Annotated in this window: 14 protein-coding genes; 5 read left to right on the top strand and 9 right to left on the bottom strand. The window is 54.7% G+C overall.

Annotated features, from left to right (window positions below; genetic code table 11):
* Nucleotides 1-131 precede the first annotated feature (131 nt).
* The 3 genes from ACFSX3_RS12130 to ACFSX3_RS12120 all read left to right on the top strand — a co-directional run bounded on the left by ACFSX3_RS12130 (nucleotide 132) and on the right by ACFSX3_RS12120 (nucleotide 3,848).
* Nucleotides 132-2,195: a beta-galactosidase gene (locus ACFSX3_RS12130; RefSeq protein WP_209986246.1), complete on the top strand. Its 2,064-nt coding sequence runs from the start codon at nucleotides 132-134 to the stop codon at nucleotides 2,193-2,195.
* Nucleotides 2,196-2,766: 571 nt separating this feature from the next.
* Nucleotides 2,767-3,531: an AzlC family ABC transporter permease gene (locus ACFSX3_RS12125; RefSeq protein ID WP_209986243.1), complete on the top strand. Its 765-nt coding sequence runs from the start codon at nucleotides 2,767-2,769 to the stop codon at nucleotides 3,529-3,531.
* Complete coding sequence (locus ACFSX3_RS12120; RefSeq protein WP_209986240.1) at nucleotides 3,522-3,848, top strand: AzlD domain-containing protein; 327 nt, start codon at nucleotides 3,522-3,524, stop codon at nucleotides 3,846-3,848. Before ACFSX3_RS12125 ends, ACFSX3_RS12120 begins: the two co-directional genes overlap by 10 nt.
* Nucleotides 3,849-4,029: 181 nt before the next feature.
* Here ACFSX3_RS12120 and ACFSX3_RS12115 read toward each other — a convergent pair whose 3' ends face one another.
* The 5 genes from ACFSX3_RS12115 to ACFSX3_RS12095 all read right to left on the bottom strand — a co-directional run bounded on the left by ACFSX3_RS12115 (nucleotide 4,030) and on the right by ACFSX3_RS12095 (nucleotide 9,752).
* The gene (locus tag ACFSX3_RS12115) at nucleotides 4,030-5,361 is read right to left on the bottom strand and encodes a hypothetical protein (protein ID WP_209986237.1); all 1,332 of its coding nucleotides are present in this window, start codon (nucleotides 5,359-5,361) and stop codon (nucleotides 4,030-4,032) included.
* Nucleotides 5,358-6,446 carry a DUF58 domain-containing protein gene (locus ACFSX3_RS12110; RefSeq protein WP_209986234.1) on the bottom strand — a complete coding sequence of 363 codons (1,089 nt, stop codon included), beginning with the start codon at nucleotides 6,444-6,446 and terminating at the stop codon, nucleotides 5,358-5,360. Before ACFSX3_RS12110 ends, ACFSX3_RS12115 begins: the two co-directional genes overlap by 4 nt.
* Nucleotides 6,447-6,449: 3 nt before the next feature.
* Nucleotides 6,450-7,427, bottom strand: coding sequence for an AAA family ATPase (locus ACFSX3_RS12105; RefSeq protein WP_209986231.1), 978 nt, complete (start codon nucleotides 7,425-7,427; stop codon nucleotides 6,450-6,452).
* Nucleotides 7,428-7,801: 374 nt separating this feature from the next.
* Nucleotides 7,802-8,779 (bottom strand): aldo/keto reductase, encoded by a 978-nt coding sequence (locus ACFSX3_RS12100; RefSeq protein WP_209986228.1) that lies wholly within the window; start codon nucleotides 8,777-8,779, stop codon nucleotides 7,802-7,804.
* Between the two features lie 112 nt (nucleotides 8,780-8,891).
* Nucleotides 8,892-9,752, bottom strand: coding sequence for a DUF421 domain-containing protein (locus ACFSX3_RS12095; protein ID WP_209986225.1), 861 nt, complete (start codon nucleotides 9,750-9,752; stop codon nucleotides 8,892-8,894).
* Between the two features lie 219 nt (nucleotides 9,753-9,971).
* On the opposite strand from ACFSX3_RS12095, the gene ACFSX3_RS12090 reads away from it, so the two are divergent.
* On the top strand, nucleotides 9,972-10,178 hold the full coding sequence (locus ACFSX3_RS12090; protein ID WP_209986222.1) for a DUF1657 domain-containing protein: 207 nt from the start codon (nucleotides 9,972-9,974) through the stop codon (nucleotides 10,176-10,178).
* 92 nt (nucleotides 10,179-10,270) lie between these two features.
* On the opposite strand, the gene ACFSX3_RS12085 is transcribed toward ACFSX3_RS12090, so the two are convergent.
* The 3 genes from ACFSX3_RS12085 to ACFSX3_RS12075 all read right to left on the bottom strand — a co-directional run bounded on the left by ACFSX3_RS12085 (nucleotide 10,271) and on the right by ACFSX3_RS12075 (nucleotide 13,152).
* Entirely contained in the window at nucleotides 10,271-10,822 is a 552-nt protein-coding gene (locus tag ACFSX3_RS12085; protein ID WP_209986219.1) for a class I SAM-dependent methyltransferase, read from the bottom strand.
* 356 nt (nucleotides 10,823-11,178) lie between these two features.
* The gene (locus ACFSX3_RS12080) at nucleotides 11,179-12,249 is read right to left on the bottom strand and encodes a Gfo/Idh/MocA family protein (protein ID WP_209986217.1); all 1,071 of its coding nucleotides are present in this window, start codon (nucleotides 12,247-12,249) and stop codon (nucleotides 11,179-11,181) included.
* Nucleotides 12,250-12,264: 15 nt separating this feature from the next.
* Complete coding sequence (locus ACFSX3_RS12075) at nucleotides 12,265-13,152, bottom strand: sugar phosphate isomerase/epimerase family protein (protein ID WP_209986214.1); 888 nt, start codon at nucleotides 13,150-13,152, stop codon at nucleotides 12,265-12,267.
* Between the two features lie 124 nt (nucleotides 13,153-13,276).
* On the opposite strand from ACFSX3_RS12075, the gene ACFSX3_RS12070 reads away from it, so the two are divergent.
* On the top strand, nucleotides 13,277-14,170 hold the full coding sequence (locus ACFSX3_RS12070) for a helix-turn-helix transcriptional regulator (RefSeq protein WP_209986209.1): 894 nt from the start codon (nucleotides 13,277-13,279) through the stop codon (nucleotides 14,168-14,170).
* 311 nt (nucleotides 14,171-14,481) lie between these two features.
* Here the strand turns inward: ACFSX3_RS12070 and ACFSX3_RS12065 are convergent, their stop codons facing one another.
* On the bottom strand, nucleotides 14,482-15,642 hold the full coding sequence (locus tag ACFSX3_RS12065; protein ID WP_209986206.1) for a Gfo/Idh/MocA family protein: 1,161 nt from the start codon (nucleotides 15,640-15,642) through the stop codon (nucleotides 14,482-14,484).
* Nucleotides 15,643-15,817 lie beyond the last annotated feature (175 nt).

Here is a 15,817-nt window from a genome sequence, read left to right as displayed (position 1 = left end):
TGCCCTGCGCTGAATCAAGCACGCAATATAATGATATAATAGCAATATTCTGTTATATAAGTGGATACACTGCTGATAATACAATAGATTGGTAGCTTAATTAAAGCATATTTTTACACTTGGAGGTTAAGATGAAGAAACCTGTTGCAGCAGAACGATTTGAACTGGGCGTCTGCTATTATCCCGAGCACTGGCCTGAATCCATGTGGGCTGACGATTACCGGCGTATGGTTGAAACCGGATTCACCATTGTACGTCTGGCTGAGTTCGCCTGGTCCATTTTTGAACCGGAAGAAGGCGTATTTCAATACGATCTGTTTGACCGTGCGGTCGACATGGCACACAGCTACGGGCTGAAGGTCATTCTGGGAACGCCTACGGCCACTCCACCTGCCTGGCTTACAGAGAAGTACCCTGAGGCCTTGAATGTTACTTATGAAGGTGTGACGCTACAGCACGGCATGCGCCGCCATTACAATTACAGCAGTCCCAAATACCGTGAGCTCTGTGCCCGAATTGTAACGAAGCTTGCTGAACATTACGGCAATCATCCGGGCGTTGTCGGCTGGCAGATTGACAACGAGCTGAACTGTGAGATCAATGTATTCTACTCGGAGAGTGATCATCAGGCCTTCCGCCTCTGGCTGCAGGAGAAGTATGTCACCTTGGACAAGCTTAATCAGGCTTGGGGCACGGTGTTCTGGAATCAGACCTATACGAGCTGGTCTCGGGTCTGCCTCACCCGGCCTACCCCTTCACCGAATCAGCCGAATCCGCACCAGGCTCTGGACGAGAAGCGCTTCATCTCTGACAACACCATCCATTTCGCCAAAATCCAGGCAGATATCCTCCGGGAATTGGCCCCTAATCAGTGGGTTACCACGAACGGTCTGTTCGGACATCTGGACAGCCATGAGCTGAATGACGAGCTGCTGGATTTCTTCAGCTATGACTCGTACCCGCAATTCTCCACCATCGGCTTCGATCCGGCTGAGGTGAACCCGATGCTTGACCGCGGCTGGGGCCTGTCCCTGTCGGCTGTACGTTCGGTCAGCAGCAACTTCTGTGTCATGGAACAGCAATCCGGTCCCGGGGGCTGGGTCAACCGGCTGGACATGCCTTCACCAAAGCCGGGGCAGATGCGTCTCTGGACATACCAGTCCGTCGCCCACGGCGCTGACATGCTGCTCTATTTCCGCTGGCGGACCGCTACGATGGGCAATGAGATCTATTGGCACGGCTTGAACGACTACCATAACCAGCCTAACCGGAGGGTAAGGGAAGCGGAGCAGATCGGCCGCGAGCTGGCCAGCATCGGACAGCAGTTCATCGGCAGCCGGACTCAGGCGAGCGTTGCTATCGTACGTGATTATGACAATGAGTGGGACGGGGAATATGATGTCTGGCACGGCCCGTTTATGTGGCAGAGCAACAAGGAATGGTTCAAGGCTCTGCAGCGGAAGCATATTCCGAATGACGTTCTGTACCTGCGCAGCCATACAACCCTTGCAGAGCTTGCCCGTTATGAAGTGCTGGTCTACCCGCATCCGGCGATTATGACCGATGATACGGCGGCCCTGCTGGACCAGTATGTACAGCAAGGCGGGAAGCTGGTCTTCGGCTGCCGCACAGGCTATAAGGATATTACCGGACAATGCTACATGCGGCCTTTTCCCGGAGCGGCGCAGGAGATGTGCGGGGTAACCGTGGAAGAATTCACGCTGGTCAAAGGAACGCGCAAGCCTACCTCCATCCGCTGGAACCATGATCCTGAAGCACTGACCGGTGCAGATGCCTTCAATGACATTCTGCAGGTGGAAGAGGACAGCGTCGAGGTCATAGCAACCTATGCGTCCGACTACTATGCCGGCAAACCGGCGGTAACCCGCAACACCAGGGGCAAAGGCGAAGTATGGTATTACGGCGCCGTGTTCAATGAGCCTGCTGTGCTGCAGATACTTGGCGGTCTGGGTTTGGTCTCGCCAGCCGCCGATTGGGCGGAGCTGCCGCCAGAGGTTGAATTGCAGATTCGCTCCACGGGGGAAGACGCCTCTTCCGGTGTCGCCTTCCTGCTCAACTACAGCGAAGAACCCGCACAGATTGTGCTTAAGACAGCCAAGACGGATCTCTTAAGCGGCCAGACCCTGTCGGGGAGCTACACGATGGAAGGGTTCGGTGTACTGGTCTTGAAATAACCATGAACTCCAAAAGGGTTCCGCTGCCGCAGATCGCTCTGTGGACGGCGGAACCCTTTTTACAGTTACAGCTCATATTCCCTTGCAATTCGCTAGGAATTATTAGATATTAATACAATGTATTTATTATCGGCGATAGTAGAGTATCCGATGTAATTCTGTGAATAGAGTCGAATCCCGGAGGTTCCGTAAAACGAAACATCACCGGCCGTTCGAGTGTGCTCCTAACGGACCTGAGAGACCCTATCCCCAGTCAAACGCCACTTTTTGCGGTTTAACGGACTGAGTAGCCCTTATCGTCTCTCTACGAGAGGTTTAGGAGTAGAAATTCCATGAATAAGCTCCATGAGGTCCATAACTTGCCCAAGTGGTGACTTTATACCAGAATAAGCGCACCTCAGTCCGTTACGTCAGGCCAACGTCCCTAATGGACAACTCTCGTCTTCATCTGGGAATGACACCTGTAGGGGGCTCCACTCCTGTACTCATTCAGGTATGATAGCGCCCCATCCACTAGTTTAAATCTGACGCTGTACTTGTCGTTATTCCATGAACCTGAAGGAGTATGCCCATGAAGCCTGAATCCATTCATCAGGAGCCGCTATCCGGCGGCAGCCTGGTTACAGATAGCCCAAGCGTTCCGCAGAACAGCGATACGTTCTGGCAAGGGGTCAAGGACTGCCTACCCACCCTGCTCGGTTATCTCAGCATCGGGTTCGCCGCAGGCGTTGTGGAGAAAACAGCGGGGCTGACCCTTGCCGAAATCGCCATGATCTCCATCATCCTATACGCCGGTTCGGCCCAGTTCATTGCCGCAGGCATGATTGCCGCCGGGAGCAGCGCCTCCGGTATTGTCATTACGATTCTGCTGGTTAACCTGCGGCATCTGCTGTTAAGCGCAGCATTGTCGCCTTACTTCCGCCATCTGCCCCCGCTGCGCAACCTGCTGATCGGCTCGCTGCTTACAGATGAGACCTTCGGCGTAGCCATTCAGAAGAGCGCCACAAGGAAGCAAATCAGCGAGAGATGGATGCACGGCTTGAATATTACCGCTTATCTGAACTGGTTCCTGGCCAATATCGCTGGTGCTATTCTCGGTCAATGGATATCCAGCCCTGAGAAATGGGGACTGGATTTCGCCCTGCCAGCCATGTTCATCGGACTGCTGGTCCTGACCATTATGGGCCGGCGCAAGTATAAACTGGATATCACTGTCGGCCTAGCGGCCGCTGTGGTCGCCGTGCTCGTCTCTGTGCTGTGGTCACCCAGCATGGGCGTTATAGCTGCGGCGCTGGTAGCCTCAACGATTGGAGTGTTGATGGAACAATGGAAATAAGACTGGATATTGCCATAATCATTCTCGGAGCCGCGCTCGTCACCTTCATTCCGCGTGTCCTTCCCCTGATGCTGCTAAGCCGGATCGCTATCCCGGAATGGGGCATGCGCTGGCTGAGCTATGTGCCGATTGCCGTTATGGCTGCACTGGTTGCCCAAGAGCTGCTCGTAACCGGCGGCAGGTTCGCAGTCCTGTCTACCAATGTGGAGCTAATCGCTGCCCTCCCCACCTTCTGGGTAGCCGTCAAGACACGCAGCCTGCTGGCCACCGTATTGACCGGTATTGTGACGCTGATGCTGTTGCGTCTGCTGTTCTGACCCCGTCCACTGGATACGCTGTACGATCCCATTGAGGCTGCGGCGCTAATCTTGCCTGCCCTCCAGCTGCAATACTCTCTTAATGAAGCTGCCTATGTTCCCGATGGCCTGCTGCGCTTCAGGAGCATGGCAGCCATCAGCTGAAAGGCGCACCACATGTTCTCCCAGATCTGAAGCTCGCCTACAGCTTCAACTGCTCCTTAAGCGCTGCCGCCTCAGCGGCAGTAAGTTCAGGCAGCTCCTCCTCCGTATAGCGGGCCTTGTTATATAGGCCGAGCAGCCGGTCATTGACAGAGGCATCTCCGCCAGACTGTTTGCTTGAGCGTTTCTGGCCTTGCGACCAGGCAGCTACATCAGCTGCTGTCTCCTGCGGTGTCAGGTAGGGCTTCACCTCATACCCTTCCGCATGTCTGGCCCGCAGCCAGTGCCGGTAGAGCCAGCGGATACGCTCGCGGCTTCCGTCCATCCCCTCCCAGCGGTCCCTTCGGCTGGCTGGTGTCAGCTTGGAACGCACGTATTGGCGGAAGTCCTGGACGGTCTGCTCCCAGTTGAACAGGCTGGTCTCCTCATCCTGATACCCGGCAGCCGCTGGTGTCTCTCTGCGCAGCAGAGACAATAGCCTGTCCATCGTTCTGCGCAGGATGCCTCCTGTATTTCTGTATAACCAACGCAGGATAAAATACAGTACCGCAAGAATGGCTGCGGCTCCTAGAATATAAAAGCCTATATTCAGAATCATCGACAGCAAGCCCGGTTCACCCGGCTCCGCTGCCGGCATGGGAGGGATGGCCTCAGGCAGAGCTTCTGCTGGCGGTGCCTCCTCGGAACCGGAGGATAACCGGCTGAGCCAGGCGAAGAATGCCCGCGTCATATTCCACAGCAGCATCCCAACCGCCCTGCCGCCCCCCGCTGCAAGCAGTGCTGCCAGGATAATGAAGCCGACCACGAACATCCGGTTATGCCGCCGCAGTCCTTGAGGCAAATTCCCAGCACCTCCGTTTAAGGAGCTATAACGCAGGTGGGTGCTGTTCGTAGCCAGCAGTGCCAGGATCAGGCACAAGCTGCCGCTCCAGGTGAGCACCGGGGCGCTCGGCTGGAGACCGGGGATGCGCGAGAAGGCAATCGAAGCGACAAAATACAGCATGATCCCGCTGATATACAGCCACAGCCGGTTCACCCGTGTGGCTGCTGTCATGCCAAGGAAGGCGGACACTGCCGCTCCGGCTGCCAGCGGAAGACCTATAAGTGTCATCGTACCGGTTAACGCAGCTGATATTGCTCCGAGAACCAGCGCCGCGAGCAGCTGCTTCCAGCGGCGGTTGCATATCTCCCGTAGCAGCACACCGGCTGCGGCCAGTACCGGCAGCAGATAGATCCAGCGCATTGCTTGGGCCTCCGGCTGGAAATAAGTCTGGAGCACAAGCCATACCGGGAGCAGCAGCAGCCATTCGATGAAGGCTGACATCCATATGGCGAAGTTTTCTTTGAAGGCATCCGGAATTCGGGAAGTCATAGCTCACCGCCCCCTTCAGAAGGAATATCCAGCCACTCTACACCGTTTCCGAGGAAGCTTAATCCCGATGCTGCCAGCTGCAGCTCCGCTCCCCGGTGACAGGTAATGATCAGATAATCCATATCTCCCTCACCCTTGTCCGCTTCGATCTCCATCAGCCTGCTCATAGGTACGGTCCGGTCCAGATTCAATCTGGCCAGCAGACCAAGGAACTCCTCGGTATGGGCAATGGACCAGTTGTCCACCGAATCTCTCGCCCCGCTCCCGTCCAGTCTTCCATTGCTGAGCAGCCGGACCTCAATACCGTGGCTGATCGCATACTCGGCTACAGTCGCCGCATAGCGGATACCCAGCTCTATGCGCTGCACATCGGTAACCGTTCTCCACATGGACTCACTGGTCTCCACGTTCAAGCAGATGACCAGCCGGGAATCGGCGGTGTAATCCTTCCGATGCACCTGCATACTTCCCGTCCGGGCTGTCGCTTTCCAGTTAATGCTCGCCAGGGAATCCCCGGCGCTGTATTCTCTTGTACCGGCGGTCAGGAACGGATCTTCAACAATCCAGCGTTTTACCGGCAGTTCTCCAAGCCAGCTGTGAACCGGCAACGGAAGGTCATGGAAACGCAGCAGTCCGGGGTAGACCAGCAGCTCCAGATGGAGCGGGAAGGTCTTGGCGCTGCGGCTCAGTCCGAACAGATCACCGGTAGTCATGGTTGCCGTCTCCAGGACGAACAAGCCCCGCTCCTTGCAAGTGATATTGTGCCGCCGTTTGATCTGGCGGAAAGACCTCAGGAAGAACAGGCTGACATGATTCTGGGAAATCTCTCCGCTGCTGATGCCCAGATTCTCCTGGTTGCCGAATTCAAGCCCCTTGGCTATGCTGGATTCCAGCCGCAGCCACGGCAGCGGCAGCAGCTTCTTGTTCATAATCTCCTCAACCATCTCTACCTGTTCACCGGCGTACACCGCTTTGGCAGAGAAGTAACGGGTATAACTGACCTTCTTCAGAGCATTCCGGTCATAGACCAGCGAGATCAGGACCAGCAGGATGAACGTACTTGCAATGAACCACGGCAGCGACATGGATCACTCCACCCTTCCGCCTCTGGACAGGACCGCAGGCTCAGCAGGCACTTCAATTTCACGCAGCACCTGAAGCACTACCTCTGCCGACTGGCCTTCACGGACTCCGGGGCCGCGCTGAAGAATCAGCCGGTGCGCCAGCACGGCAACAGCAACTTCTTTGATATCATCTGGAATACAGTAGCTTCTGCCCTGGATCAGTGCGTATCCCTGCGAAGCGCGCAGCAGGGCAAATGCAGCCCGGGGGCTTGCTCCCAGCCGGACCGCCGGGGAGGTGCGGGTGGCCTCGACTACGCGCATCATATAAGCGAGCAGCTCGTCACTGACGGCAACCTCCGCAGCCAGACGTTGAATGTCCTGAATCTGCCGGGCCGTAGCCACCGCAGCGGTATCCTCCAGGGGGTTATTTTGGCGGAATCTCTGGAGGATATGTACCCCTTCCTCAAAAGTCGGATACCCGCTGGTAATCCGCATCAGGAACCGGTCCAGCTGCGCTTCCGGCAGCGGAAAGGTCCCCTGGCTGTCCACCGGATTCTGGGTAGCAATGACCAGGAACGGCCGCTCCAGCTCATGCGTCACGCCGTCAATCGTAATCTGCCGCTCCTCCATACACTCCAGCAGGCTAGACTGGGTACGGGGCGTGGCCCGGTTGATCTCATCCGCGAGCAGAATGCTGGCAAATACCGGACCTGGGCGGAATTGAAATTCGCCGCTCTTCTGATTATAGTAGTTGATGCCGCTTAAGTCGGACGGCAGCAGGTCGGGCGTGAACTGAATCCGCTTGAACGTGCAGTCCAGGGAACGGGCCAGTGTTTTGGCGAGCAGTGTCTTTCCGGTGCCGGGCACATCCTCCAGCAGCACATGACCATTCGCCAGCAAGGCGGTCAGCAGCAGATTCACGCCGCACTCTTTGCCGACAATAACTTGCGCCAGATTACTTCGGATCGATTCAATTAGAGCGGTTGCTTCTTGAAGATTCATGAATAATAACACCATCCTATTCCAAAAAAAGGTATGTACTTATAAGCTAATCATACCAGAAAGCGTCTACATTATATAATAGTGAGTATTCCAAGCTATAAGATGTACTTAAAATTATAACTTGAAGCATGGTCGTCGCTGCGGTGAACATTTGGCCCTCCGGCCGCTGTTGTGTTTGGATTTCCTCATTGGAACCGCTCCTCGCGGTAGAAATCCAAACACAAAGGCGGACGCTATCGCTCCTACAGTTCCAAATTTCCCCTCCACTTCTTTTGCTTTTTTGTCCATTTCTTTAGTGCGCCTTATATAGAACGAACAAATAAGGAGCCGTAATCCGGCTCCTGTTCAAATCACATTATAATAGAATGCCTGTGCTAAAAGCCCATCACCGGATGAGGCACGTAAGGCTCCTCAAGCCGGCGGATTTCCTCATCGGTGAGGGTAACCGATACCGCTGCGGCGGCATCCTCCAGATGGCTCATCCGGGTTGCTCCAACAATCGGCGCCGTGACAGGCTTCTTCTGCAGAACCCAAGCCAGTGCCACCTGTGCGCGGGGAATCCCCCGCTGCTCCGCAATCTCCTTCAGCCGCAGGGCCACCAGCCGGTCTGCTTCCTCCGTCTGTGAATACAGCAGCTTGCCGAACTGATCACTCTCCGAGCGGGCGCTCGTCTCCTGCCAGTCCCGGGTCAGACGGCCGCGGGCCAGCGGACTCCAGGGAATCACACCAATCCCTTCCGCCTCGCACAGCGGCAGCATCTCCCGCTCCTCCTCCCGGTACAGCAGATTCACATAGTTCTGCATCGATACGAACCGGGTCCAGCCATGGCGCTCAGCGGTATGCAGCGCCTTAAGGAATTGCCATGCAGGCATGGAGGAAGCGCCGATATAGCGGGCTTTGCCCGCTTTGACCACATCATGCAGGGCTTCCATCGTCTCCTCAACCGGCGTGGACGGGTCCCAGCGGTGAATCTGATACAGGTCCACATAATCTGTGCCCAGCCGCTTCAGGCTATGATCGATTTCGCTCAGGATGGCTTTGCGCGACAGTCCTCCGCCATTGGGGCCGGGACGCATGCGTCCATGCACCTTGGTGGCCAGCACGATCTCGTCACGGGAGGCGAACTCCTTGAGGGCCCGTCCGACAATCTCTTCACTGGTCCCATCCGAATAGATATTTGCTGTGTCGAAGAAATTAATGCCCAGCTCCAGCGCCTTACGGATAAACGGCCGGCTCTCCTGCTCATTCAGCGACCAGGGATGGGTTCCGCGCTCCGGCACCCCATAGCTCATACACCCTAAGCAGATCCGTGATACTTCCAGTCCGGTCGTCCCCAGCTTCACATAATCCATAATCGATAGCATCCTCCCTATACTTGAAGTAGATCCTATGAAATCGATTATAGTATACCTCTACAGCGCCCGAATGGAAAATCCCACCTGTTGTCCACACGGGCAACTGCTGTTAGTTCTGGATAAAAGGCTTCAGCTTCTGCAGCAGCTCCTGCAATTGCTCTGAACAATTTCCGTACATCTGCTTCGCCGCTTTGTTCTTGGTGGACAGACCGAACAGCTCCAGATCGGCTTCGCATTTCTTCAGCAGCGCATACAGCTGAGGCTTATCCTGCGGCTGAGGTACCTTCACATTGTCGGCATAAAGATCCACAGTAAGCTCACCATAAGAGTCTACCTGCCCGAGGAAGACCTCCTTCACGGTCAGATTCAGCTTTTCCAGCTCGGTCTGCAGCCATTTCCGGGAGAGATTCAGCGTATCCAGAGGCTCGTCCATGATCTCACCGTCCATGATCACAGCGAGTGTCTCCTTCTCCGGCGCGACCTTTATCCCCAGATCCTTGGGGGTCAGGGGCATATTCTCCCGTTTCTGTAGTACATTAATGGCCCCATCCGACTCCATAATGGCAAACTCGACATCGGCTAATTTGAAGACGTCTTTCTTGCGCAGCTCCTCCAGCAGCTCGTCCGTACTGACACGCTCTTTTTTCATATTCTCCTCCAAAATTTTGCCGTCCTTGATGAGCACGGTCGCTTTGAAGTCTATGAAATCCCGGGCTTTCTTGCTCTTGATCTGCAGAAATTCAATCAGCAGGGAGCAGCCGACCCAGACGCCTAGAGCAATTAAGCCAAGATGCCAGGTTTTGTCCGTATCCAGTGAGATATAGGCCGCAATACTACCTATTGTGATTCCGGTGATGTACTCAAAAAACGACAGCTGAGAAGCCTGCCGCTTCCCCAGAATTTTAGTAAGAAAAAACAAAACAACCACAGCGAACAAGGTCCGCACAACAATCTCCAGCACTTCAGGCATTCGAATAACCCCCTGTATTGTGATATTTCATGCTCTGTGCAGTCAGACATTCAGCTTCAGTATTTGTCAAACCAGGGGTGATTTAACCAAAAGATTTCTTGCCGGTTGATCATGCTCTCGTGGGGCTGGAGTGATTTTCCAGAATATGTGCTGCGGGAATGCAGATACTAGAATTCGTGGATTATGATCCATTTCGATGATATGGAGGAGGGTATACCGATGACAGTCGCCTCACAAGTCAAGACCTGCGTAGCTTCGCTGAAAAGCGCCCAGGCCAGCCTGGAGCAATTCGCCATGGAAACGCAGAATGAAGAAGCCAAGACCCTGTTCACCCAAGCGGCCGAGCAGACCCAGCAGGTTGTCCAGCAAGTAGAAGGACGCGTAACTGAGCTGGAAAAGGAAGAACCGCAATACCGGGGCTTCTAGCGCGGGCGGGTTGAATGAAGGACAGGCTGATCTTAGCGTAGCGAGTAGTGCTGCGGGGATCAGCCTTTTTTGTTAGGAGCGGATGCTGTGTGTCATCTCTTAACGGCATCTACTATTAGCGAGACAAAACCTAACCTTCCCTCTGTATTGCGGTGGTCAAAGCGCTTGGAACGGTAGATAAAACCTCCGCTCTCATCCCAGTGGTTATAATGGAACTGCCCGGATTCATCGCAATATTCCAGCAGTTTGACCTCGAAGCCGCCAGCCGTGAACATGCCTCGCAGGGTATTGTAAGTATGTACGATGCGGTGAGACGCCGCGGGATGATCCAGGGGACCCGGTCCCCCGACCTGTACAATTTTCTGATAAGCTTCATCCGGAAAATACCCGTCCGGCACAGCACAGCGGATATACCCGCCAGATGCCAGATAAGGATAGCAGATTCTTGCCGCCTGCACCCCCTCTTCATACGTCAGATGCTCCCAGACATGCTCCGTAAGGATAGCTTTTATAGAGCTTTTCTTGAACCTGTTGGCCCACTGTTCATCCTGCAAAAGATTAAGCTCCCTCTCCTCCGTATGCAGCCACCCCTGATTATGCCGACTTCCGCCGCTCCCAATCACCACTTTTAACTGCTCATCCATCGGAATCACTCCTTGTAATTTACATCCACTATCTGGTATTTATTCTAATCTTCATTGCACAGATCTGGAATACAGTGATGTGAGGAGAATATGGAATTATGTGACTTCAAGACAGTTTGAAACTTCACCCAACAAGTGGAAAAACGCGTCTTAATTTCGCGGCGCGCTTAGTCCAATTGTGTTCGGTTTTCCGATTACATTTGGCCTACGCGGCGCGTCCAAGTCCAATTGTGTTTGGTTTTTCTCGTTGACACGCCAACGAGAAAAAAAGCAGCCTCGCGGCTGCCCTAATAATATCCCTGTAGATCCTTTACCGTAATCCCTTACTTGATCCTTAACCCTTACTCTAAAATCTCCTACTCCTTACTCCCCGTCAGCTTAGCGCCCTCTATGAATTCTCCAATACTCAGCTTGCGGCCTGTCCGCGCACTCTCCAGAGCGCCCAGCACCATGGCCATGCTGTAGCGGTTATCGCGGCAATCCGTCTCGGCCGGACGGCCTTCTGCCAGCGAACGGAACATTTCATCGAGACAGCCCTGATGGAAGGTCTCCTCCATCTGTACCTCCGGCGCTTCGACCTGCTCGAATTCATGGAGGAACTGGCCGGAGTGTTCACTCCCGGCACTAATCACCTCGGCATAAGGCAGATCCCGGCCATCCCAGATAGCAGCGCCCTTTTCACCTTGAACCCGCCATGAAGCTTCCCAGGACGTAGGCGCGCCTTCCGCACACCAGGAGCCTTGATAACAGAACACGGAGCCGTCCGACATTTCAAAAATACAGACAGCCGCCGCATTCCCTGCATACCACGATCCCGGCGGATTGAACTCCTGGCAATACACGCTTACCGGATCAGCACCACTTATATAGCGGGCCTGATCGAAGGTATGAATCGCCATATCCAGCAGCAGCGGGCTGTCCATCGCATCCCGGAAGCCGCCGAAATGCGGAGCCAGAAAGAAATTCGCGCTGATAGAGCCTGTCCGCCCTATACCCCCTGAAGTTATCAGCTCCCGCAATGAGCGGATGCGCGGATCATACCGGCGGTTCTGCATCACCGCGTGGCTCCTGCCGGTACGTTCAGCGATGCTGACGATTGAGTTGCACTGCTCCATCGTCTCCGCCAGCGGCTTTTCCGCGAACACATGGCAACCTGCCTCAAGCGCCGTACTAGCAATACTGTAATGGCTGGACGGCACCGTCACATCGAATACCAGATTAGCTGCTGTATCCGCAATCGCCTGCTCCAATTCAGTAAATACCGGGCAAGTAAGCCCGTGCCTTTCTGCCATGGCCTGAGCGGACTCCGGCCGGATATCCACGAGCGCTACAATCTCTATTCCATCAACATGCTTCAGTGCATAGGTGATCCACTCATTAGCCATAGCCCCGCAACCCGCCACAACCACACGATGTCCTGCTGTCATCACTCTTTCCTCCAGTTACACCGGGTTCGGGATGAAGCTGCCGCCCCGGCAGGTTTTGAGATAATTCAGTGCATGAACCTGACCGGTCATCTCCAGATCGTCACGGTAGACAGGATCATGCCAGCCTTCGATATCGATCGTTCCCTTATACCCGGCCTGACGAAGAATCGAGATCACATCTGTCCAGTTCGTATCCCCGAAGCCCGGCGTCCGGTGCCACACATAAGGCTTAGGCCCGTGGATTCCGTATTCCTTAATAATATCCCAGGCGATGGTTGCGTCCTTGCCGTGGACATGGAAGATCTTATCCGTCCATTTGCGCAGCTGCGGAATCGGGTCAATCAGCTGCACCATCTGGTGACAAGGCTCCCATTCCAGGCCGAGATTATCGGCATTGACCGCGTTGAACATTTTCTCCCAGGCTGTAGGGTTATGCGCAATATTCCAGTCCCCTGCCCGCCAGTTCCCGTCCATCGAGCAATTCTCAAAAGCGATCTTGACCCCGCGCTCCGCCGCCCGCTTCGACAACTCACCGAACACCTCAGCGAACTTCGGAATCGACTCATCTATAGATACGCCGGGCAGACGTCCGGTGAAGCCGGAGACCAGGTCCGTCCCGAACAAATGGGCATGATCGATCAGCCGTTCCCAGCTGGCAAGCGTATCTGAATTGTCGCCTGTCCCTGTAAGCGGATTCCCAAATATGCCGACTGAAGAAATCGTGAAATCATGCTCCGCAGCCAGTTCACGCAACCGTGCCGCTGTTTCCGCCAGATCGGTAGTTCCCGTAGTCTGCCAGAAGGTTAAGCTGAAGGATTCGAATCCATGCCCTATAATCTGAGGAATGACTCTGAGCGCATCCCCACCTCCAACCAGTGTTCCGATTCTTAATGTATCCTGCATCTTGTATGCCACTCCAATATTGGTTTATAGTTAATGCAACATTCCTAGTATATCGCTCATTTTGGGCAAAATCTCTACTTATCTTGTGCTAAACTAGCTGAATCTTGCGGGAGTTGAACCAAGCATGACCTATCCGAAGGAACTTAAGGAATATCCCAGGCTGGAAGAGAAAACGTATCCGTTCCGTCTGTTCTTCAACACCTGCCGGGAGGTAGCGCCTGAACAGAACATCCTGTTTCTGCACTGGCATGAGCATTTCGAGATCATCATTATGCGCGAAGGTCAGGCTATTTTCCATGTGGACAGTAAGCCTTATGAGGCCGGTCCGGGAGATGTCCTTATGGTGCCATCCGGCGGGCTTCATGTCGGCTATAGCCAGTGCAGCGGTGATCTGTCGTATGTCTCGATTGTCTTCCATGCCACGCTGTTCAAGGACCGGAACCAGGATTCCCAGCATGAGCAATTCGTAGCTCCATACCTCAATAATCTGAATCAGTTCCCTGTGATGCCCGCCGCCCAGCAGCCTGAATGCGCCGCTTATTATCATTTACTGGAGCGGGTGATTGCCGAAGTGGAGGCGAAACAGCCGGCTTTTCAACTCGTGGTCAAGAATCAGCTGCACCTGTTCTTCACCCTGATGTCCCGGGCCTTCCCGGCCCGGCAGCGCAGCGAGCGGGAGCACAGCGAACGCCATTCCATCCACCGGGAGCGCTTCAAGCCGCTGCTGGAACACCTGGAGAACCACGCCGATCAGAAGATGTCGATTGAGGCTGCTGCCAAATTCGTGAATCTGAACCCTTTTCATTTCTGCAAAACCTTCAAGAAGCTCACCGGGCGGACGTTCATCGATTATGTGAATTTCTGCAGAATGGATGAGGCGCAGCGGCTGCTGCTGGAGACTGACCTGACAATTACCGAGATCTCAGGCCGTGTCGGCTGCGACAATCCGAATTACTTTACCAAGCTGTACAAGCAGTACAAGGGTCTAACCCCTTCCCAGGCACGAAAACAGGAGTAAATCCAAGTGTGTGCTCCGGCCGACCATCAGGCTTACGTGGCGCGCACAGTCCAATTATGGTCGGTTTTCCGACTACATTTGGCCCGCACGCCACTCACGTCCAATTGTGGTCGGTTTTCCGACTACATTTGGCCCGCACGCCACTCACAGTCCAATTGTGGTCGGTTTTCCGACTACATTTGGCCCGCATACCGCTCCCGGTCCAATTGTGATCGGTTTTTCACACACATCCGGCTAACGCCCCCTCGCCCCTGACATTCAAAAAAACACCGCCAGCCACATAGCAGCCGGCGGTGTTTCCCTGTCTTGCTTTACATTTCAGATATCGGAACCCAGCGCCGCTGCTCAATCGAACGTTCTACAGCTTCAAGTACCGCCTGACATTTCACGCCGTCCTTGAAGTTCGGCTCCGGCTGACGTCCCTCCTCAATGGCATTCGACAGCTCCAGCATCTCATGAATGAACGTATGCTCGAACCCGATGGTATGACCCGGCGGCCACCAGGCCTCCGCATAGTCATGGGACGGATCGGTCGCAAGCACCCGGCGGAAGCCCTGCACATCCTCGTCATCCGAGGTCAGATAGACCTCCAGCTCATTCATCCGCTCGAAGTCAAATTTCACACTGCCCAGACTGCCGTTAATCTCAAAAGAATTAGTAGACCGGTGTCCGGCAGCAAAACGTGTAGCCTCAAAGCTGCCCAGGGCACCGTTTGCAAAACGGGCCAGGAACAACGTGGCATCATCTACGGTTACCGGACCGCGCGGGGCATCCTTGCCTGCCTTGGCACTTAGCCCTGTCATCTCCGTTGCCAGCGGCCGTTCCTTGACGAAGGTCTCGCTCATGCCGATCACCTCCTGCACATCTCCGACCAGGAAATGAGCCAGATCGATCAGATGCGCCCCCAGATCACCATGCGATCCCGAGCCGGCAATCTCCTTCTGAAGCCGCCAGACCAGCGGGAATTCCGGGTCGAGAATCCAGTCCTGCAGGAACCAGGCACGGAAATGATAGATTGTACCCAGCCGGCCGCTCTCAATCAGCCGTTTGGCCAGTCTGACAGCCGGGGAGAACCGGTAGTTGAAGCCGATCATATGAGCGATCCCCGCTTCTTCGGCAGCCTCCAGCATTTCGCGGGAATCCTCCAGATTCAGGGCCAGCGGCTTCTCACAAAAAATATGCTTGCCTGCCGCTGCGGCTGCAAGGGCGATCTCTTTATGGGCATTGCTCGGCGCGTTGATATCAACCAGATCAATATCGTCACGCCCGATCAGCTCTTTCCAGTCGGTTACACTCTCCGACCAGCCAAGCTGTGCGGCCGCCTCTGTAACCGCTTGCTCATTGCGTCCGCAGATGACGGACATTTGCGGCTTAACTGCCTTGGGGAAGAACATCGGCAGGCTGCGGTAAGCATTGCTGTGGGCCTTGCCCATGAATTTATAACCTATCATTCCAATGCGTAGCTGTTTCATTTGGTGCCTCCTCACTGAATAGACTACTCGATGTACACGCATACATTTTCTCATCCCGGCCGCCCTCCGTCAAATCACTTCTTTTCTTACAGCAGGCTCCGTCCTACAGATCCTCCCGCAAAACGAAAGAACGCCCCTTCTGCCAACCGGCAGCAAGGACGTTCCTCGTATATAG

The sequence above is a fragment of the Paenibacillus rhizoplanae genome (assembly GCF_042684125.1).
Taxonomy (GTDB): domain Bacteria; phylum Bacillota; class Bacilli; order Paenibacillales; family Paenibacillaceae; genus Paenibacillus_AQ; species Paenibacillus_AQ rhizoplanae.
Note: the sequence above shows the minus strand (reverse complement) of the source record. Positions and strands in the feature narration are given on the sequence as shown.